Source organism: Patescibacteria group bacterium (assembly GCA_041650995.1).
Classification (GTDB): Bacteria; Patescibacteriota; Patescibacteriia; order XYB2-FULL-38-15; family XYB2-FULL-38-15; genus JAHIRI01.
In genome coordinates, this window is record JBAZJZ010000002.1 from 130,232 (window position 1) to 150,919 (window position 20,688).

General features: G+C 43.1%; 19 protein-coding genes and 1 tRNA gene. 18 read left to right on the forward strand and 2 right to left on the reverse strand.

What is annotated here, in order from left to right; genetic code table 11:
- Nucleotides 1-10: 10 nt before the first annotated feature.
- A complete protein-coding gene (gene rny / locus WC445_03770) occupies nucleotides 11-1,528 on the reverse strand; it encodes a ribonuclease Y (protein ID MFA5129051.1) in 1,518 nt (505 codons plus the stop codon).
- 341 nt (nucleotides 1,529-1,869) lie between these two features.
- Between rny and WC445_03775 the strand changes: the two genes are divergently transcribed.
- The 18 genes from WC445_03775 to eno all read left to right on the forward strand — a co-directional run bounded on the left by WC445_03775 (nucleotide 1,870) and on the right by eno (nucleotide 20,363).
- Nucleotides 1,870-3,318 carry an amidophosphoribosyltransferase gene (locus tag WC445_03775; protein MFA5129052.1) on the forward strand — a complete coding sequence of 483 codons (1,449 nt, stop codon included), beginning with the start codon at nucleotides 1,870-1,872 and terminating at the stop codon, nucleotides 3,316-3,318.
- Between the two features lie 119 nt (nucleotides 3,319-3,437).
- A complete protein-coding gene (gene infB / locus WC445_03780; protein ID MFA5129053.1) occupies nucleotides 3,438-5,441 on the forward strand; it encodes a translation initiation factor IF-2 in 2,004 nt (667 codons plus the stop codon).
- 120 nt (nucleotides 5,442-5,561) lie between these two features.
- Nucleotides 5,562-5,888, forward strand: a complete 327-nt coding sequence (trxA, locus tag WC445_03785) for a thioredoxin (GenBank protein MFA5129054.1) — start codon at nucleotides 5,562-5,564, stop codon at nucleotides 5,886-5,888.
- Between the two features lie 4 nt (nucleotides 5,889-5,892).
- Nucleotides 5,893-6,804, forward strand: coding sequence for a thioredoxin-disulfide reductase (gene trxB, locus WC445_03790; GenBank protein MFA5129055.1), 912 nt, complete (start codon nucleotides 5,893-5,895; stop codon nucleotides 6,802-6,804).
- An 84-nt stretch (nucleotides 6,805-6,888) separates the two neighbouring features.
- Nucleotides 6,889-8,157 (forward strand): Glu/Leu/Phe/Val dehydrogenase, encoded by a 1,269-nt coding sequence (locus tag WC445_03795; GenBank protein ID MFA5129056.1) that lies wholly within the window; start codon nucleotides 6,889-6,891, stop codon nucleotides 8,155-8,157.
- Between the two features lie 136 nt (nucleotides 8,158-8,293).
- Complete coding sequence (locus WC445_03800) at nucleotides 8,294-8,722, forward strand: hypothetical protein (GenBank protein MFA5129057.1); 429 nt, start codon at nucleotides 8,294-8,296, stop codon at nucleotides 8,720-8,722.
- Between the two features lie 65 nt (nucleotides 8,723-8,787).
- Nucleotides 8,788-9,849, forward strand: a complete 1,062-nt coding sequence (locus WC445_03805) for a hypothetical protein (protein MFA5129058.1) — start codon at nucleotides 8,788-8,790, stop codon at nucleotides 9,847-9,849.
- Nucleotides 9,850-10,079: 230 nt separating this feature from the next.
- Nucleotides 10,080-13,358: a class I tRNA ligase family protein gene (locus WC445_03810; protein MFA5129059.1), complete on the forward strand. Its 3,279-nt coding sequence runs from the start codon at nucleotides 10,080-10,082 to the stop codon at nucleotides 13,356-13,358.
- An 84-nt stretch (nucleotides 13,359-13,442) separates the two neighbouring features.
- A complete protein-coding gene (locus WC445_03815) occupies nucleotides 13,443-14,939 on the forward strand; it encodes a ComEC/Rec2 family competence protein (protein ID MFA5129060.1) in 1,497 nt (498 codons plus the stop codon).
- The gene (locus WC445_03820; protein MFA5129061.1) at nucleotides 14,932-15,804 is read left to right on the forward strand and encodes a ComEC/Rec2 family competence protein; all 873 of its coding nucleotides are present in this window, start codon (nucleotides 14,932-14,934) and stop codon (nucleotides 15,802-15,804) included. Before WC445_03815 ends, WC445_03820 begins: the two co-directional genes overlap by 8 nt.
- 64 nt (nucleotides 15,805-15,868) lie before the next feature.
- A complete protein-coding gene (locus WC445_03825) occupies nucleotides 15,869-16,474 on the forward strand; it encodes a nucleoside-diphosphate kinase (protein ID MFA5129062.1) in 606 nt (201 codons plus the stop codon).
- Nucleotides 16,475-16,712: 238 nt separating this feature from the next.
- A complete protein-coding gene (locus tag WC445_03830) occupies nucleotides 16,713-16,886 on the forward strand; it encodes a hypothetical protein (GenBank protein ID MFA5129063.1) in 174 nt (57 codons plus the stop codon).
- A 278-nt stretch (nucleotides 16,887-17,164) separates the two neighbouring features.
- Nucleotides 17,165-17,238 (forward strand) — tRNA-Pro (locus tag WC445_03835).
- Nucleotides 17,239-17,291: 53 nt separating this feature from the next.
- Nucleotides 17,292-17,771, forward strand: coding sequence for a hydrolase (locus WC445_03840; protein MFA5129064.1), 480 nt, complete (start codon nucleotides 17,292-17,294; stop codon nucleotides 17,769-17,771).
- A gap of 4 nt (nucleotides 17,772-17,775) precedes the next feature.
- Nucleotides 17,776-18,036 carry a DUF3850 domain-containing protein gene (locus tag WC445_03845; protein ID MFA5129065.1) on the forward strand — a complete coding sequence of 87 codons (261 nt, stop codon included), beginning with the start codon at nucleotides 17,776-17,778 and terminating at the stop codon, nucleotides 18,034-18,036.
- 9 nt (nucleotides 18,037-18,045) lie between these two features.
- Entirely contained in the window at nucleotides 18,046-18,486 is a 441-nt protein-coding gene (locus tag WC445_03850) for a DUF333 domain-containing protein (protein ID MFA5129066.1), read from the forward strand.
- 15 nt (nucleotides 18,487-18,501) lie between these two features.
- Complete coding sequence (locus tag WC445_03855; protein MFA5129067.1) at nucleotides 18,502-19,101, forward strand: DUF4230 domain-containing protein; 600 nt, start codon at nucleotides 18,502-18,504, stop codon at nucleotides 19,099-19,101.
- Between the two features lie 20 nt (nucleotides 19,102-19,121).
- Complete coding sequence (gene eno, locus WC445_03860; protein ID MFA5129068.1) at nucleotides 19,122-20,363, forward strand: phosphopyruvate hydratase; 1,242 nt, start codon at nucleotides 19,122-19,124, stop codon at nucleotides 20,361-20,363.
- Between the two features lie 112 nt (nucleotides 20,364-20,475).
- Here the strand turns inward: eno and rpmB are convergent, their stop codons facing one another.
- On the reverse strand, nucleotides 20,476-20,649 hold the full coding sequence (gene rpmB, locus WC445_03865; protein MFA5129069.1) for a 50S ribosomal protein L28: 174 nt from the start codon (nucleotides 20,647-20,649) through the stop codon (nucleotides 20,476-20,478).
- Between the last annotated feature and the right edge of the window lie 39 nt (nucleotides 20,650-20,688).

Below are 20,688 nucleotides of genomic sequence, written 5' to 3' on the forward strand. Positions count from 1 at the left end.
AGAGTATAAATTATCTTGCGTATTCAATAATTCTTTTCTCTCTTATTACGTTAACTTTAATTTCACCAGGATATTTTAATTCTTCTTCAATTTTTTTAGCGATTGCTTGGGCAAGTTTTAAAGCGCCAAGATCATCAATCTTATCTGGCGCGACAAAAACTCTGATTTCGCGGCCAGCCTGAATGGCATAAGCTTTTTCAATGCCGTCAAAAGAAGTAGCCACTTTTTCCAAATCTTCCAGTCTTTGCAGATATTGCTCGTAGGTGTCTTTTCTCGCGCCAGGTCTCGCACCGGAAATTGCGTCCGCAACTTTGACGATGACCGCTTCAAGCGTCGGCGGAGCATCTTCATGGTGCGTAGCGATCGGAATAATAATTTCCTCCGGCAAGTTGAATTTTTTGGCGATGTCTTTGCCAATTTCCGGATGAGTTCCCGTCACTTCATGGTCAACCGCCTTGCCGATATCGTGCAAAAGCCCGGCTTTTTTGGCGACAGTCACATTCGCGCCGAGTTCTTCAGCCAAGAGAGCGGAAAGATGAGCGACTTCAATTGAATGTTTTAAAGCATTTTGCCCGAAGCTCGTTCTGTATTTTAATCTTCCTAAAATTTGAACTAATTTTGGATCAAGTCCGGCTACGCCAAGTTCATAAACCGCTTCTTCGCCAGCCTTTTTAATATCAATGGCTAAATCTTTTTTCGCCTGTTCTACGGCCTCTTCAATTCGGCCGGGATGAATTCTGCCGTCTAAAATTAATTTTTCAAGAGCTCGCTTTGCCACATGCCGTCTAATCGGACTGAAGCCGGAAACGGTAATGGCTTCTGGCGTATCATCAACAATGATTTCTGTGCCAGTAAGTTGTTCGATAGTTTTGATGTTTCTTCCTTCGCGACCGATAATTCTACCTTTCATTTCGTCGGAAGGTAAAGATACGGTCGTTGTCGTAATTTCCGTGGCGTGCGAAGAGGCGCAGCGCTCAATTGCCAAAGATAAAAGGTCCCGCGCTTTTTTGTCGAGGACCTCTGAAGATTCTCTTTCCAATTTGTTGATGCGATTAACAAGTTCCGCCTGGATATTTTTTTCAGTTTTATCCAAAAGGAGTTGTTTAGCTTCTTCGCGATTCAATCCCGCGATCTGTTCCAGTCTTGCTAACTGATCTTCTTTAATTTTTTGAATTTCCGCTTTTACTTTTTCAATTTGGTTGGCGCGATCGTAAAGCTTCTGTTGTTTTTCCTGAAGGTCAAGAAGTTTTTGGTCAAAAAGCGACTCGCGCTTTTCCAACCGTTTTTGCGCGGCAATAAGTTCTTGCCGCCGATCTTCTTCCTCTTTTTTTGCGTTATCAATTACTTGGATTGCCTTGTCTCTCGCCTGGAGAAGCAATTCCCGTTGTTTAGTTTTAGTTTCGGCCAGTAATTTTTCCGCCTTTTCTTCAACCGATCCAGCCAGTCTTTTGGCTAGAAGTTTTCTTAGAAAGTAACCAGCGGCCGTTCCGGCAATCAAGGTAGCCGCGATCCATAATAGATTTGGCATAAGACTTCAATAGCAAATCACAAACCAAAGGTGAATCGTAGAGTGAATTCATCCTGATTAATATTCCTTCTCGTTTGGTTAGCGTAATTTTTTTGAGATTGTTTGACATCTAAAATATAATCAAAATTTCCGATTACTGCCGTTGTTTGTGATTTGCCTAAATTTAAATTAATTATACTCCAGCCAAAGCCGGTTTGACCTTGGTTGAAAGTATTTTTATCGTATCATAAAAGAGGTTTTTTGGCAAGTCTTTGGGTAATTTTTGTTGCTTGCAGTTTTAAAAAAATAAGAGTAAGGTGAGAGAACCATTCTTTAAAATAAGGGGAGTAAAGGAGGGTAAGATGTGCGGAGTTTTTGGAATTTTTGGTCATCCGAATGGCAAGCAAATTGCCAAGACGGGCATCTGGACACTGCAGCACCGAGGGCAAGATGCGGCGGGAATATCTTGCCTCAGGCTCAAGCTGAATTGTCGGTATGGCTTGGTTGAGGTCGAGAAAAGGTCGGGCAAGGTAAGAGAAGTGTTGCGTGGTCCCGACTTTGATGACCTCGAAGGGGATGCCTGGATCGCTCACGTGCGATATTCCACTCAGGGCAAGCCTTCGCGGCGGAATGCTCAGCCGCACTATGCGCAGAGCATCCACGGAAAAATCGCCATCGTCTCAAACGGTGATGTCGTGAACATGGACGAGCAGAGGGAATTTCTTGACCGCCACGATATTCGTACGTATACGGAAAACGACGCGGAGCTTATCGCGGCGGCCATCAATTACCAAGTCACCGCTCGAAAGCGCGATGTCGTCGAGGCGATTGCTCAAGTGATGAACCATGTGCGAGGCGCTTTCTCTTCGCTCGTGATCACCGAGTTCGACGATCGTCTCTTCGCTTTCCGCGACCCGTACGGCATCAGACCACTATTTTTCGGCACGGTCGAAGACGGCGGAGCGAAATACTACATGTTCGCTTCCGAAACTGCCGCCCTCGAGGCAGTGATGCCACTTTTTGGTTCGCGAGCCGTACTCACAACAAGGATGGTGGAAGCAGGCGAGATCATCGCGGTCGGACCCCGTGGCGTAGAAACCTTCAGGGGGCCGAAAGCAGATAGACAATCTTTCTGTATCTTCGAATACGTCTACTTCTCACGGCCGGACAGTAGGACGACTCATGGCGAGTCGTTCCAGACGTGCCGGATGCGCGCCGGCGAGATCCTTTTCAGGGAGGCGCCGGTTGAGGCCGATCTGGTTACGCCGATTCCCAAAAGCGGCATTCCCATGGCTGTTGGGTTCGCCCTGGCCTCTGGTCTGCCATTCATCCAGGCGATTGTAGAAAACCCGTCTTTCGACATCGACTTCGAACAGATGAGAACGTTTATCGGGGCGGATGTTGAGGAGCGGAGATTCAACGCCTTGCTGAAGTTCTGTTTCACGGCAGATCTCTTAGAGGGGAGGAGGGTGGTTGACGGCGACGATTCCATTGTTCGCGGCCTGATCACTGGCATAGCGAACAATGGAATCTGGCGATGTGGGGCGAAGGAGATCCACACTCGGATCAGTTCTCCCCCTTACCGTTTCCCTTGTTTTTACGGCGTGGAAACAAAAGATAGGCACACGCTGGCTGCCGCCGGCAAGACACTTGAAGAAGTCAGACGGCTGATTGGTCAGCCGACTACCCTGGCCCATCTTTCTCTTGAAGGGCTTGTGGCGTCCACTGGGCGTCCGAAGAGCGAGCTCTGCACAGCCTGTTTTGATGGTGATTACCCGATTCCCGTGCAGTTTAAGGAGAATCGGGCGTAGTGGAGGGAGAACGACGGTCGAATTCCGGAAAGGAATGGCCGTCTTTTTTTATTTAATGTTTGACAAAATCTCAAAAAAATAGTAAGTTTACAAAACCCGAGAGGGTTGAATTTAATAATATGAACATAACTGAACTCGCGAGAAAACTTCAGATTACGACACAAGAATTGAAAGACGTCCTGCCGACGTTCGGTTTTGATATTGGTCAAAGAGCAATTAAAGTTGATGATCGGCTGGCGCACAAAATTATTGAAAGTTGGCCGTCTCTTAAGAAGGAAATGGAAAAAAGAAAGGCGGCCGAATTAGCAAAACTCACTCCAGAGGAAGATGGAGTTGTGGCGACGGCAGAAAAACAAAAAGTAAAATTAGCCCAGGTAATTACTGTCCGTGATTTTGCTCAAAGATTAAATTTGCCGGTAACGAGTGTTATCAAAGAATTAATGAAAAATGGAATTTTGGCATCGCTAAATGAAAGGATTGATTATGAAACAGCGGCTATTGTTGCTGAAGATATGGGTTTTGAAGTGGAAAAGATTGAAGAGGAAATTGATGCAGAAAATTTTGTCGGGGATAAAGTTAAAGAATTAATGGGACAAGACGAAAAATCAACCCTAAGGCCGCGACCGCCGGTTGTAGTTGTCATGGGCCACGTTGACCACGGCAAAACAAAACTTTTGGATGCTATTAGAAAAACTCATGTTATGGAATCGGAAGCGGGCGGCATCACTCAGCATATTGGTGCTTATCAGGCGACATATAAAGATAGAATTTTAACTTTTATTGATACGCCGGGTCACGAAGCTTTTACGGCAATGCGTAGCCGCGGCGCGAAAATCGCCGACATCGCGATTTTGGTTGTGGCCGCAGACGACGGCGTTCAGCCGCAGACAAAAGAAGCGATTAAAATTATTGAAGCGGCAAAAATTCCGTTTTTAGTGGCGATAAATAAAATTGATAAGCCGGAAGCCAACATAGAAAAAATAAAACAGGAGTTGGCGGCCTTGAATTTAATTCCGGAAGATTGGGGCGGAAAAACAATCTGCGTGCCGATTTCCGCGAAGCAGATGACAGGTATCGACGAACTTTTGGATATGATTCTTTTGATTGCCGATATGGAAAAAGAAAAAATTGTCGCCAATCCAACGCGTTGTGCTTTGGGGACAGTGATTGAAGCGCATATAGACAAAGGCGAAGGGCCGGTCGCGACAGTTCTTGTTCAGGCCGGAACATTGGGACGCAATGAAAATTTGACAATTGATAATGTTTTGTATGGTAGAGTCAGAGCTATGAAAAATTTTCGCGGTGAATTTGTTAACGAAGCAAGCCCGGGTACCCCGGTAAAAATTTTAGGTCTGAAAGCCGCGCCGCAAGTCGGGGATATTTTGGAGGTAAAAGGTGACCTGAGGGAATGCACCAGAAAAATTAAGACAACTTATGCCGATCGAGAGCAGATAACCGTAAAGAAAACTGGCGGGGAAGAAGAGAGTAAAAAGAAAAAATTAAAAATTATTTTGAAGACAGACGTGCTTGGATCGCTTGAAGCGCTCTTGGCTTCTTTTGAAAAACTGGAGTATCCAACTGTTGCGCTGGAAATTGTCGCCCAAGGTCTTGGAAACATTACCGAAGCGGAAGTTTTGGAAGCCGAAGCGGTTGGCGCCAAAGTTTTTGGATTTAATGTTTTGACCGGGCCGAACGTGGATGATCTGGCGCGTGACAAAGGCGTTGAAGTAAAAATTTTTAAAATTATCTATGATTTGATTGATGAGGTTAAAATTGGCCTTGAAGGGCTGCTTGAAATGGAAACAATAAGGACGGATTTGGGAAAAATAGAAGTACTTGCTATATTTCGGACAGAAGCTGCAAGCATGATTGTCGGCGGAAAAGTTAAGGAGGGTAAAATTGTTTTTAATCCTAAGATTGGTCAGACAAAAATCAAGGTTTGGCGAAAGGGAGAAGAAGTGGGCGAGGGATTTTTGTCCGGACTTCAGTCAGCCAAGTCAGAAGTTAAAGAAGTGGCCGGTGGTCAGGAGTGCGGCGTCAAATACAAAGGTAAACCGATTATTCAGAGCGGTGACATATTGGAAATTTACCGTGAAGAAAAAAGAGCGAGGAAATTAGAGTAATTTCAAAATAATAAAATAATAAATAGCAAGACGTCAATTATCATTTACCAGTTACAAATTACTTTTTGTAATTAGTAACTAGCAACTAGGAATTGGTAATTGTTTGTTTTGTTTAAATTTATGCCAGAGATTATTTTAAATGATCAAAATTTTGAGAATGAAGTTTTAAAATCCGACGTGCCGGTGCTTGTGGATTTTTGGGCGCCATGGTGCGGACCGTGCAAAATGATGGGGTCGATTGTTGAGGAGGTCGCCAAAAAATTTGAAGGCAAGGCAATAAAGATCGCCAAATTAGACGTTGATGAAGCGGCATCTACTGCGGAAAAGTATAATGTGATGAGTGTCCCAACTTTTAAAATTTTTAAAGGAGGAGAAATTGTTGACGAATTTGTCGGAGCGCAGAGCGAAGAAGAAATTATAAAAAAATTAGAAAAAATTATTGGTTAAATTTATGTACGATTTAATTATTGTCGGCGGCGGACCGGCTGGTTTCACCGCGGCGATTTATGCGGCTCGGCGCGCGATGAAAACTCTAATATTGGCCAAAGAGTTCGGCGGGCAGGCGGTTTATGCCTCCAAGGTAGAAAATTTTCCCGGGTTTGATTTGATTCCAGGTTATGAATTAATGGAAAAAATGAAAGCGCAGGCCGAGAGGTTGGGCGCGGAAATAAAAAATGTCGAAGCAATGGAAATAAAAAAAGAAGGTGAAGTTTTTTTTGCGCGCGATAAAGACGGCGGTTCGTATAAGAGCCGGACGATCGTTCTATCTTTTGGTGCCGTACCAAGAAAATTGGGTCTGCCAAATGAAGATAAATTCAAGGGTAACGGGATTTCTTATTGTGCGACCTGCGACGCGCCGTTTTATAAAAATAAAAATGTGGCTGTGGTTGGCGGAGGAAATGCGGCGTTGGACGCGGCGCTTCTTTTGGCAAAATTTGCTAAACAGGTTTATTTGATTCATCGGCGTGATGAATTTAAGGCGGAAGAAGTCCGGGTGAATGACGCAAGGAAATTACAAAACGTGGAAATAATCTCAAATTCAGAAGTTAAAGAAATAAAAGGAGAAAAAAATATTGAAGGGGTTATGGTTCAAAGAAATGATACTGGCGAGACGCGCGATTTGGAAGTTAATGGTATTTTTGTGGAAATTGGCCATATTGTGGAATCGGATTTTGTAAGTAAGATGGTGGCGCTCGATGAGCGAAAACAGATTGTAGTAAATGATAAAAATGAAACAAACGTCCCGGGAGTTTTTGCCGCCGGAGACGCGACAATAGTCCCGTGGAAACAAATAGTGATCGCTGCCGGAGAAGGGGCGAAAGCGGCATTGACAGCCTACTCTTATTTACAAAAAATAAAATAATTTTAATTACCGATTACCGGTTACTGATTACTTACTTTTGGGTAATTAGTAAATAGTAATTAAGTAATTGTTGCTTAAATTATTATGAGCCCATTGCAGAATGCATTAACTCAACTAAAAAAAGCGGCTGAACTTGTAGAACTCGACGCCGCTGTTTTAGAAATTTTGAAAAAGCCAAAAAGAATTTTACAATTTTCCGTCTCTGTAAAAATGGATAACGGCGAAACAAAAATTTTTGACGGATATCGTGTCCAGTGGAACGACGCTCGCGGACCGTTCAAGGGCGGAATTCGTTTTCATCCCAAAACAGATTTAAATGAAGTGGAAGCCTTATCTTTTTGGATGACCATAAAATGCGCGGCAGTCGGAATTCCTTACGGCGGCGGTAAGGGCGGTGTGACGGTTGATCCAAAAAAATTGAGTAAAACGGAACTTGAAAGATTAGCGCGCGGTTATACGCAGGCCTTGAAAGATTATATTGGTCCGGAAAAAGATATTCCCGCGCCGGACGTTTATACCACCCCGCAGATTATGGGTTGGATTATGGATGAGTTTTCAAAAATCAAAGGATACAACGTTCCGGGGGTAGTAACGGGAAAACCTTTGGAAATCGGCGGTTCGGCTGGACGCGGCACGGCTACGGCCCAAGGCGGATTTTATATTTTGGAAGAAGTGGCAAAAAAGTTAAAAATTGATCCGAAGAAAACAAGAATTATTATTCAGGGATTTGGCAATGCCGGAGCGAATATGGCAGATTTGTGTTTTCACGCTGGTTATAAAATTATTGGCATTTCTGATTCGCAAACGGCGGTGGTTGATAAAACCGGTAAGGGAATTGATTCACATACCATTGCCAAGATGAAAGAAAAAAAGGGAGTGGTAGATGTTTGCGATTGCAAAGAAATAAAATGCGCCTGTAAAGATCATCTTCACACAACCAATGAAAAATTTTTGGAAACCGATTGTGATATTTTAATTTTAGCGGCGCTTGAAAATCAAATTACCAGGAAAAATGTCGGTCGCGTCAAGGCAAAAATTATATTAGAACTTGCGAACGGCCCGACCGCTCCGGAAGCCGATGAAAAATTATTTAAGAAAAATGTTTTGGTCGTACCCGACGTTTTGACCAATGCCGGAGGGGTAACAGTTTCCTATTTTGAATGGGTACAAAATTTAGCCAATTATTATTGGTCGGAAAAAGAAGTTTTTGAAAAATTAAAAAAAATAATGGTAGAAAATTTTGAAGCAGCATGGAAAATAAGAGAGCAGAATAAAACTGATTTCCGAACCGCGGTTTTCGCGCTGGCGCTCGGGCGATTGGAAAAAGCGATTAAGGCTAGAGGGTGGGCATAAGGTTAGAATTTAGAAAATAGAAAGTAGAAAATAGAAAGTAGAAAATAGAATAAAAAAAGAGTAAAGAGTCCGCCGAAGAGGCGGATTTTTTGACTTTTAAAAATAAAAAAAGTAAAGTGAGGCAAAGGAGGAAAGAGTGGAAAGCAAAAGAAGCCGGGGGAAAAGAAAGAAACTAGCGATTGACTTTGCCGCCCTGAAGAATGGGAGGAGCGAAGAATTGGGCGTTAGGGAAACGGCGGGCGAGGGAGGATACAGCGCGCTTCGTTCGGAACGGCCAGCCGAGACCTACAAGGCGGATAGGCGCTGCAAATGCTGCAACTGCTTTCTCGCAAGGACCAATCCGGATAACATTTGCCATCCTTGTGACAGAGCAATCCAGGAATGGAAAAACTTTCCCTGGTGGCGGGCTGAACTGGAACAAGTGATGGAGGTGCACTGTTTGGGGTTTGTTCACGAGCGTTTTGTCAAGAAGGGCAAGGCTCGAAGCGCGACAGGAGGCGGAGAGAAATCAAGCGGCAGCTGGGCGAGAGCAGCTGGACGCAAAACGATCGAGAAGAAGGAGTGAAAATAAGGGCTTGGTTTTACCAGCCCTTTTATTTTTTAAATTAATCCTTGACATTTTGAGAAAATATGTTTAAATTAAATGTTCCGCGAAGAGTAAGAAACTTAGCCTATTCGCGGGCCATCGAAAGGGAGGATAAGATGAGCGCGCAAAAGTCGTGGTTGAATCTTGAGGCAGGGGAGGCGGTTCTCCTTTGCAGAGTAGAGGAGCGGTGGGATTCGGTCGTGGCGAAAGTTCAATTCGGCCTCGAACCGCTTTGCCCCGCCCTGCAGAGATTCCTCCTCTTTCTCGGCCACCTTCTGGAGGTTGCCGGAGAGACGAGTGAGATCGATCTGATCATTGCGACGGTCGGTCGGACCAAACTGCCTGACGGGAAGGGGCTCAGTGAGCTTGAGGCCCAGAGCCTCAGGATGATCGAGGAGAAATGGAACAACACGGCAAGGGAAATTAGGGCGGGCACTCTTTCCTTGTCGTTGGGCTTCCGCGAATTCATGATGCTCGTCGGCAGGTATCTTCTCAGTCGGGCCGAGTCAAGGCCGCTGGGCGGCAGATCTTGCGCCGAGAAGCAGCAGCTTACGATGCAGGATTTTTACCAGTCTCGCGGGTTCGGCCGCGTCGAAATTCCTCTGGTTTCCTGCGCTGACGAGCAGATGAACTTGTGGTTTTCCGCCGGAAAGAACCTCATTTTCGAGCCCTCGGAGCGGGATGTGCCGATTGAGCGGCTCATGCTGCAGCTTCCGCACGTGATCAAGCTGGACGATCCGAGTTTGGTCCTCTGGGAGCCGGTTCGGGAGGGACGATGGCTTCTGGTTGACGCGGAAGAGCGATGCCCAAGGATCGGGGAGAGATCCTTCGAAGGATTCAGGTTGTCTCTCGAGCCGGGTCGGCGGATCCTCACCTTGCCGCAGTACGCCATCACTTGGCATCTCGGCGGTGCCGGCGGAGAAATTCTGGATCTTGAGACAGACACGATGCTTTCTACGCGCTACGGCGCGGACAGCATTGTGCATGCGTTCGGCAACTTTGCCGAACGAGATCTCTCTTTCTCGATTGGCGAGTGGAGACGCCTCACTACGCCGCATCCGAGAATGGGGATTCGCACGGCGCGCATCATTGAGGCCTTCAGATGAGGGGAGATAGTATTCCGCGTTTGGAACCGCAAGGTTTCGGACGCGGATTTTTTTATCTTTCAAATTAAACATTCTTGTGTTAAGATATTAATAATATGGAATACAATTTTAAGAAAATTGACCCCATACAAAGTTTAAGTAAATTGATATTTTCGGCAGAGCAATCATCTTAAATACCAAGAGGTGTGTAAAATAAAAATAGCCTTTACTTTGCACGGGGCAGGTAGAAAATTATGGAGTATGACTTTAAAAAAATAGAAAAGAAGTGGCAGAAAAAGTGGGAAAAGGAAAAGATTTATGAAGTTAAAGAAAATCCCCAAAAGGACAAGTTTTATTGTCTGATTGAATTTCCCTATCCGTCGGGAGAAGGGCTGCACGTCGGCCATCCGCGAAGTTATACCGCGCTGGATATTGTCGCCCGGAAAAATCGGATGCAGGGAAAAAATGTTTTGTACCCGATCGGCTGGGATGCCTTTGGTTTGCCCACAGAAAATTACGCCATAAAAACCGGCATTCAGCCGGCGGTGGCTACAGAAAAAAATATTAAAAATTTTACGCGTCAGTTGAAGTCGCTCGGATTTTCTTTTGATTGGTCGCGGGAAATTAATACGAGTGATCCAAAATATTATAAATGGACGCAATGGATGTTTTTGCAATTTTTTAAACACGGCTTGGCCTACAAAGATAAAATTGCCATCAATTGGTGCACAAAATGTAAAATCGGTCTGGCGAATGAAGAAGTGGTAAATGGCGTTTGCGAACGCTGCGGCGGGACGGTCGTAAAAAAGATGAAAGAGCAGTGGATGATAAAAATTACCAAATACGCCGAGCGGTTGCTTCAAGGTTTAGAAAAAGTTGATTACTCGCCGCGGATAAAAGAAGGACAGATTAATTGGATTGGAAAATCAGAAGGCGCGACGGTGCGCTTTAATGTCATTCCCGCGGAAGCGGGAATCCAGAAAACTGGATCCCCGATCAGGTCGGGGATGACAGTTTTAGAGGTATTTACCACTCGTCCCGACACATTGTTCGGCGCGACGTATATGGTTTTGGCGCCGGAGCATGAAATGGTTGGAAAATTAAAATTACAAATTACAAATTGGAATGAAGTTGAAAAATATATTGGCGAAGCAAAAAGAAAATCTGACTTGGAACGAACCGAATTACAAAAAGAAAAAACCGGAGTGGAGTTGAAGGGGATTAAGGCAATTAATCCGGCAAACAATGAAGAGATTCCAATTTGGGTGGCAGATTATGTTTTGACCGGTTATGGCACTGGCGCGATTATGGCCGTCCCTGCCCACGATGAACGCGATTTTGAATTTGCTAAAAAATTTGGTTTGCCGATTAAGAAGGTTGTACAGCCCGGCGTAAGGCGCATTCTGGATTTAAATTATTCAGATATTAGAGATATCAAAAAAGTTGTCGAGAAGCATAAAATTTATGGCGTTGGCCTGATACAAAATGATGGAAATTATGAGATTATTGCTCCTGATGAATTTATTATAGTTGAGTCATTAAAAGAGATGGGTCAAAAATTGGGGGGTAGTGTAAGCGACGATAGATTAAATTTTTCCGAAGATAAGGTTTTTAGCGGATACGGGATAAATATAAATTCAGAATTTTTAAATGGTTTAGCTACCCCGGAAGCGAAAGAAAAAATTACCAAGTGGCTGGAAGAAAAGCATATTGGCAAAAAAGCCGTGAATTATAAATTGCGCGACTGGGTTTTTTCGCGGCAGAGATATTGGGGCGAGCCGATTCCGCTTGTTTATTGTGAAAATTGCGCCAAGAAAAAACAAAAAATATTATTGATACATGGTTTAACCGGCAGGGCGGATAAAAATTGGATGCCATGGATGAAACAGGAATTGGAGAAAATCGGGTTTGAAGTATTTGCTCCTACTATGACCACGACCGAACATCCGGTTTTGGAAAGGTGGATGGAAGAATTGCTGCCGATAGTAGAAAAATTCGGCGAAGATGACATTATCGTCGGACACAGTTTAGGTGGAAAGGCGACGCTGCATTTGATGGAGCGATTAAATAAAAAAATCAATAATATATTTTTGGTGGCGCCGGCTGTCGGAAAAATAACCGCGGAAGAATTGGCTTTTAAAAAAGCCAGAAGACCGGAAAAGGATTATAATACTGCTAAAATATTTTGGGAAAAAGATTTGGATTGGGAAAAAATTAAAAAGAACGTTGGGAACGCGACAATAATTTATTCGGGTAATGATCAAAGCGTGAGATTATACGACCATGATTTTTGGCCGCATAATTGGTTTATAGAACACGTTGGAAATTACAATCATTTTACTGATAAAGAATATCCGGTTTTGTTTGATATTATAAAAACTAGTCGTCTTACCGGTTGGGTGCCGGTCGAGGAGAAGGATTTACCAGTGGAATTGCCGAAGGTGAAAAAATACGAGCCGACCGATACGGGCGAGTCGCCGTTGGCCGCGATAGAAAAATGGGTGAAGACAAAATGCCCGAAGTGCGGAGGCGCGGCGCGGCGGGAAACAGACACGATGCCAAACTGGGCCGGGTCATCATGGTATTTTATGCGCTACACTGATCCGAAAAATAAAAAAGAATTTGCCAGCGAAAAAAATTTAAAATATTGGATGCGAGCTTGCCCCGCCGGACAAAATAAGTGTAATGAAATTGGCGGGGTTGACTGGTACAACGGTGGAATGGAACACACGACACTGCATCTTTTATATTCCAGATTTTGGTATAAATTTTTATATGATATCGGCGCGGTTCCAAAAGAGTGCGGCGACGAGCCGTATAAAAAAAGAACTTCGCACGGTTTGATTTTGGGCGAGGGCGGAGAAAAGATGAGTAAGTCGCGCGGCAACGTGGTAAATCCCGATGACATTGTAGCGCGTTTTGGCGCGGATACTTTGCGGGTTTACGAAATGTTTATGGGGCCGTTTGAGCAGGCGATTCCATGGGACGAAAAAGGCGTGGTGGGAGTTTTTAGATTTTTGGAAAGAGTTTGGAAGTTGCAAGATAAGTTAAAAGTTGCAGTTGAAAGTTCAAAGTTAGAAAGATTACTACATCAGACAATTAAAAAGGTTGAAGAGGATATTGAACAAATGAAGTTTAATACAGCCGTGTCGGCGCTCATGATTTTAACGAACGAGATGGCGGCAGAAGAAAAATTGTCAATTACCAGTTACCAATTACTAATTACTCTCCTCGCTCCTTTTGCCCCTCACCTCGCCGAAGAGCTCTGGGAAAAGTTGGGAAATAAAAAAAGTGTACATCTTGCCGAATGGCCAAAATATGATCCGGCGTTAATTATTGAAGAAGAAATTGATTTGATTGTGCAGATAAACGGAAAAATGCGCGATAGCATTAAAGTGAAAGCCGATATTAGTGAAGAAGAAGCAAAAAAAGTTGCCGTGGAAAGTGAGAAAATAAAAAAGTGGATTGAAAGACAGAAAATTAAAAAAATAATTTTTGTAAAAGGAAAGTTAGTGAATATTGTGGTGTAATTTTTGAGGAGGGCCTTCGACAGGCTCAGGCCATAAATAATTTTATTCCCTGAGCGAGTGAAGTGAGTCGAAGGGCTGGAGGGCATGTCTAAATCAAAAATATTTTTCTATTCTTGTTTGTTTTTTATTGTCGGAGTTGGTCTCGCGTCATATTTATCATTGCCGCTTTGGGCCGCGTTCGCGATTTTAGTCGTCGGATGCGGTTTTTTGTTTTTCGGGTGGCCGGACAAGAAAAAATTTATTGTTCTCGGTCTTGCCGGAATTTTTCTGTTTTTGGGAACGTTGCGTTTTGAGGCCGGAACTCCGCCGCGAGATGAAAATCAAATCAGTTTTTATAATGGTAAGGAAAGAATTTTTGTTGGTATCGTAGCGGCTGAGCCAGATACCCGAGACAACGGCGTGAAGCTGAAAGTGAAGAGTGAAAAATTGGAAACAGGAGGTAGATGGCGTGAAGTTCACGGCAATGTTTTAGTCAATGCTAAACTTTATCCGGTTTTCCATTATGGCGATGAATTAGAAATAAAATGTAAATTGCGCGAACCGGAGCCGATCGAAGATTTTGCTTATGATAAATATTTAGCAAAAGAAAATATTTATTCATTATGTTATTGGCCAGAAATAAAATTTATAAAAAGCGGCGAGGGAAATAAAATTGTGGCGGGAATTTTTTGGGCGAAAGAAAAATTAGTGGCAACCGTAAACCGAATTTTGCCAGAACCGCAGGCAGCGTTTTTGGGCGGCTTGCTTTACGGCGCGAAGCGCGGTATTCCGGCGGATCTTACGGAAAAATTTAACATCACGGGTACGACGCACATTATCGCGATTTCTGGATATAATATTACAATTATTGCGGTTTTGCTTCTGCGAATCGCTAAAAATATCGGAATCGGCCGAAAAAAATCTTTTTGGTTCGCGCTTTCCGGAATTTTATTTTTTGTAATCTTAACCGGTGCCCAAGCTTCGGTTGTCCGCGCGGCATTGATGGGTTCGCTCGTGCTCCTCGCAACTCAAGTCGGCCGGATTTCTAAAATTACAAACGCGCTCTTGCTCGCCGCCGCAGCAATGCTCATTTTTAATCCAAAAATTTTGGCGTTTGATGTTGGATTCCAATTATCTTTCGCCGCGACAATTGGTCTTGTTTTTCTTTCGCCGATTTTTGAAAAATATTTTTCCAAATTGCCGTCGGTATTTGGCGCCAAGGAAACTTTTACCACGACAATGTCGGCGATTGTTTTAACCTTACCTTTAATTTTATACAACTTCGGGAGAATTTCGTTTATCGCGCCGCTCGCCAACATTTTTATTTTACCGGCGATTCCACTCGCCATGGCGGTCGGATCAGTCGCCGTGCTCGGCGGATTAATTTATTTCGGGTTGGGCCAAATCATCGGCTGGTTTGCTTGGCTCGTTTTAAGTTATATAATTAAGGTGGTGGAGTTTTTGGCGGCCGTTCCTTGGGCCTCCGGCGAGGCGGGGAAAATCCACTGGATTTTTTTGATAATATTTTATTTATTAATTAGTTGGTTTATTTGGTATCAGCGCAGAAAAATTAAGACTGATAATTTGGAAATTAATGTTTAATAATTTTAAAAATAAAAAATTAGTGACGCGCCTCGCAGGTTTGTTCTCGGCGATAATTATTTTGGTTGGCGTTTCTCTTTTTCAATTTTTTGAAGAAGGTAAGGCGCTTGAAGTTGATTTTTTAGATGTCGGCCAGGGTGACGCGATTTTAATAAAGACGCCGGATCACCAGAGAATTTTGATTGATGGCGGACCATCAAGCACGGTCGTAAATAAACTCGGCGAGAATTTGCCATTTTTTGAAAAAGAAATTGATTTAATAATTTTAACCCATCCCCACGCCGATCATCTGGTCGGGTTGATCGAAGTTTTAAAAAGGTATGAAGTGAAAAAGATTTTATCAACAGGTGTGTTGTTTACCACGCCGGATTATTTGGCTTGGCTTCAAGAGATCAAGAATCAAAACGTACCGATGGAAATCGTGAAAGCCGGAGAGACACTTGATTTCGGCGGGGGAGTAAGAATGGAAATTTTTTATCCGGTGGAAGATTTGACGGGAAAGTCGGTAGAAAATTTGAACGACACTTCAATTGTCGGGAAATTAATTTTTGGCCAAACTTCGTTTTTATTCACCGGCGATGCGGAGATGGAAGCGGAAGAAGACTTAATCAGCAGAGGAGTTGATTTGCAAGCGGACGTATTAAAAGTTGCCCATCATGGCAGCAAGAATGCCACGAGCGATAATTTTTTAAAAAAAGTTCAGCCGAAGTTCGCCGTGATTTCGGTTGGCAAAAATAATTCTTTTGGACATCCAAATCTAATGGCCATAAAACGTTTGGAAAAAAATGGCGTGGAAATTTTTAGGACCGATCAGGACGGAGATATAAAAATTACAAGCGACGGAGAAAAAATAAATTTTAAATAATTAACTTTGACATTTTTAGCGCTTTTATCTATGATACTTTAATTGTTTAAAATTTTTTAAAAATATGGAACATCCTAAAAAAGAACGGACATTAGTCATTATTAAACCAGACGGAGTGCAGAGAACTTTGATCGGCGAAATTATTCATCGTTACGAACGAACGGGCTTGAAGATAGCGGCACTTAAAATGACGATTCCTGACGAAAAAACAGTAGAGAAACATTATACGGTTGATCCGGATTGGATTAGAAAAGTTGGGGAAAAATCAATTGTGTCTTATGAAAAAAAAGGTCTCGTGGCGCCATACAAAGATCCCGAAGAATGTGGTCGGGCGGTTTTGGTCCGTCTCAAGAAATATTTGACGACTGGTCCTGTGATCGTCATGATTTGGCAGGGGAATAAAGCGGTTGGAATTATTAGAAAACTTACCGGCGGAACAGAGCCTTTGACTTCAGATGTTGGGACAATCCGTGGCGATTTCACGGTTGACTCATACGATATGAGCGATTTGGACGACAGGGCAATTAGAAATCTTATTCACGCTTCAGGCAGCGTGGAGGAGGCGGAAAAAGAAATTGATATTTGGTTTAAGGAAAATGAAATTTTGAAATACAATCTTGTGCAGGATAAAATGTTATACGACGTGAATGTTGACGGAATAATGGAGTAGGGTTGACAAATTTTGTTTTTGAGATAAATTTTTAATGTATGAAAACCATCCCCGGAAATTATTTTGCCTTTTGGTTTTTTACTCTGAATTGTCGGAAAGGTTTTTAGTTTATTGATAATTTGATAAAAACCGCTCCGGTAAATCCGGGGCGGTTTTAGTTCCATTTGGCGATTGAGCGAAGATTCGATTGAGTTTTTGCCTAGTTGCTAATTTTTGTCTTGAAAGGAGGAGGCGTGAGATGGACCAGAAAGGTGAATGGAGGGCGCCGGGTGGTGGTGGCATTGGAGACAGCGAGAACATCAATATTCCGATGGGGCGAGAGATGACGGTGGAGGAACAACAGCAGTTTCTCGCAGTTCTTCTCGCTGGATTCATCAAGGATGACATTCGCCGCATCGCAAAGACGGATTAAAGGAGGCGCGGTGGTGTGTGAAAAAGACGGAAGCGGGCAGGTTGGCGAGACGCGCGACGAGAAGAATCGGAGCGAGCCCCCGCCGGCCGAGAAGACCTCGGAGCAGGTAGTGTCTTTGGTCGAGCGAAATAATCTCGCCCGATCGTGGGGTGAACGAATCGGCTACGGCTTCTAGTCGCCACGATTTAGTGGCGAAGGGAGGGACATTTTCGGGCCTGACGCAGTTGCGTTAGGCCCGCTTTTTATTTATACTAAAAGAACTCAGTCGCGGTTTTGGTCGGGGTATAGTCTAGCGGCAGGACGCACCCTTGGGGTGGGTGTAGCGGCGGTTCAATTCCGCCTACCCCGACCAAGATCATGAAATGAGCTAGTTTTGGTCTAATTAATTTTTTTAACTAAAATTTTATGGAAAAAAATGTAGAGCGAACAGGCTGCTGCGAACCGTTTAACCCGGAACCTTGGCAGGAAAAAGAGATTAAGTGGGAAAACAAACTATTTGTCAAAGACCATGTGACAAGTTTTTTTCATATCCCATTGAACATGGGAAAGAAAATTATAAAAAATATGGCGTTAATTGAGAAGGCGGGAGCAAAAGGCGATCAGCTGATGTTGACCGACGAAAAATCTCTTTGGGGATCGGACATTTATATTGACGCAACGCGCGAAGTTCCAGGCGCCAAAATGGCGACTCTTTCCGGAACTTTTTTAACAAAAGTTTTTGAAGGTCCGTATCAGAATGCCGGCAAGTGGGCGCAAGAGATGGTTGAATATGTAAAATCAAAAAATAAAAATTTAAAGAAAATTTATTTTTCTTACACAACTTGTCCTGCTTGTGCTAAGGCCTACGGAAAAAATTACGTAGTACTTTTCGCAGAAGTTGAATAATTTTATGAGAATAGAAAAGAAAATTTGGCCTGAATTTTTTGATAAAATTTCTCGCGGCGAGAAAAATTTTGAGTTGCGTTTGGCCGACTGGGAGTGCAAACCGGGCGACATTTTAGTTTTACGCGAATGGGATCCGGAGAAAAAAGATTATACCGGTCGAGTTTTGGAAAAAGAAGTGACTTATGTTTTAAAAACAAAAGATGTAAAATTCTTCACACCGGAGGAAGTAGAAAAATATGGCTGGCAAATAATTTCTTTTAAATAATAAAAATTTATGAAAAAATTATTTCTTCTCGTGAGCTTAGTTTTTCTCGGCGCGGGATGCGGTGCGAACATGCCGGCAAATCAAAATATAAATTCAGCGCCAGCGACAAACGAACAGGTTGGCATTGCAAATCCGGCCTCAGTTAATTGTGAAGAAAAGGGCGGAATACTGAAGATTGAAAAGCGTGGCGGCGGTGGCGAATTCGGAGTTTGTTATTTTGAAGATAATCGCCAGTGCGAGGAGTGGGCGCTTTTTCGCGACGAATGCCCGGTTGGCGGCCGGAAAGTGACTGGATATATAACTGAAGCGGCGCGTTACTGCGCGATTACTGGCGGTGAATATATAATTACAGACGAGACGGCAAGTCCGGAAGAAGGAAATTGTAAATTGCCAGGTGGGACAGTTTGTGATGCATGGGATTTTTATAATGGTAAGTGCAGCAAAAATTAAAATTAATAAAATTTTATGAAAAAAATTTTTACGTATGCCGGAATTGGGGCGGTGATTTTAGCAATAGGCATTGTTGTTGGCTGGTGGGGGACGAACCGCATTGCCGAACCGCGCGTGACAAGCCAAGTGATTTTGTCGGCGCTTCGCGACCGGGGATTTTTGGTCACGCAGAGTTTTGTTTACAATGAATCAATCAAGATTACAAATAGTTCAGAAAGTTTTTGGCACGATCTTCTTTGGGGCCAGGCGATAAAAGCGTACGGAATTGCGGAAGTAAATCTGGGTGTGGATTTGGCAAAACTTGGGGAAAATGACATCAAGGTGGAAAAAGAAAAAGTAACAGTAGCCGTTCCCGCCGTGGAGATTTTTAATTCGCGAATTGTCGGAGACATAAGTTTGGAAAATAAGCAGGGAATTTTGAAAAGAATTTTTGAAAATGATGACGGCTACAATCAAGCCGTGTCTGAAATGATAAAACAAGCGGAAACAAACGCCACGACCCCAGAGATGCTTGTGAATGCAAATCAAAAAGCACAAGAAGAGATTAAAAGATTAGTCAGTTTTATTGTCAAAGATAAGATTGTGGAAGTTGTGATCCGCGAGAACGAAGAATAATTATTAATAATTTATTTAATATGCAAAAAATTATTTCAATCCGTGCTAGAGAAATTTTGGATTCACGCGGCAATCCTACGGTTGAAGTAGAATTAAAAGTTGAAGGCGGTATGGGCGTCGCCTCAGTTCCTTCCGGCGCGTCAACCGGCATTTACGAAGCGCTGGAACTCCGCGATGGCGATAAAAAAAGATTTGGCGGAAAAGGAGTTTTGAAAGCCGTAAGAAATGTCAATGAAACAATTGCGAGTGCCGTCGTTGGAAAAACTTTTAATCAGCGGCAGCTGGACGAATTTTTGATTGAACTCGACGGGACAAAAAATAAAACACGGCTTGGGGCGAACGCAATTTTGGGAGTATCTCTGGCTTTTGCTCGGGCGGCCGCAGCGGCAAGTGGTGTAGAACTTTATGAATATCTTGGCGGGTTGGTGGGCAACAAAGATTTTAAACTTCCGATACCGATGATGAATATTGTAAATGGCGGAAAACACGCCGACAGCGGTCTTGATCCCCAGGAATATATGATCATGCCCGTGAAGTTTTCAAATTTTCACGAACGCCTGCGCGCCGGTTCGGAAATTTTTTATACCCTGAAAGATTTGTTAAAGAAAAAAGGATACGAAACCGGAGTGGGGGATGAAGGCGGGTTTGCGCCGCGGTTGCTGTCAAATGAAAAAGCGTTGGATTTGATTGTTGAGGCGATTGGCAAGGCCGGCTATAAAGATAAAGTGAAAATCGGCATGGATGTAGCAGCCTCAAGTTTTTTTGAGAAGAATTATTATCGGCTAAAAATCAACGGCCGCGAAAAAAAGTTAAAAAGTGCCGGACTTTTGGCATGGTATAAAAAATTGCTGGCAAAATATCCGATTGTTTTGGTTGAAGATCCTTTTGCCGAAGACGATTGGGGCGGATTTATGGAGATGACAAAAATTTTTGGCAAAAAAATCATAATTGTCGGCGACGATTTATTGGTGACAAATATTGAAAGGATAAAAATGGCGATTGATAAGAAAGCCGTGAATTCAGTGCTCATCAAGTTAAATCAGATCGGTTCAATCTCCGAAACAATTGCCGCGATTCAGATGACGCAAAAACAAGGTTGGGCGCCGATTGTTTCACATCGTTCGGGTGAAACTGAAGATTCTTTTATTGCCGATCTTGTTGTCGGTCTCGGGGCCCCATACATCAAAACCGGCTCGCTTTCGCGTAGTGAAAGAATTTGCAAATACAATCGGCTGATGTGGATTGAGGATAGATTGAAGTAATTAGTAAATAGTAATTAGTAAATAATAAAAACTCCGCCGAAAATGGCGGAGTTTTGTTTTATGAGATATAATTTAATAAAGGAAGACCCTTCGACAAGCTCAGGGAATAAATTTATTTTGTTTTGCTCATTGTCTTTAAACAATTTGCACAAACTTTTTTTCTTTTCCCGTCAATTTGTTTGACTTGTAAATTCAAATAAAGCCGTCTTTTGGATTTGATATTGGAGTGGCTTCTTGAAGCAGAACTGAGCGGACCTTTGCCGCAAATGTCGCATCTACGTGCCATATATTGTTTGTTTATTTTAATAAAGATTTTTTTAGATTA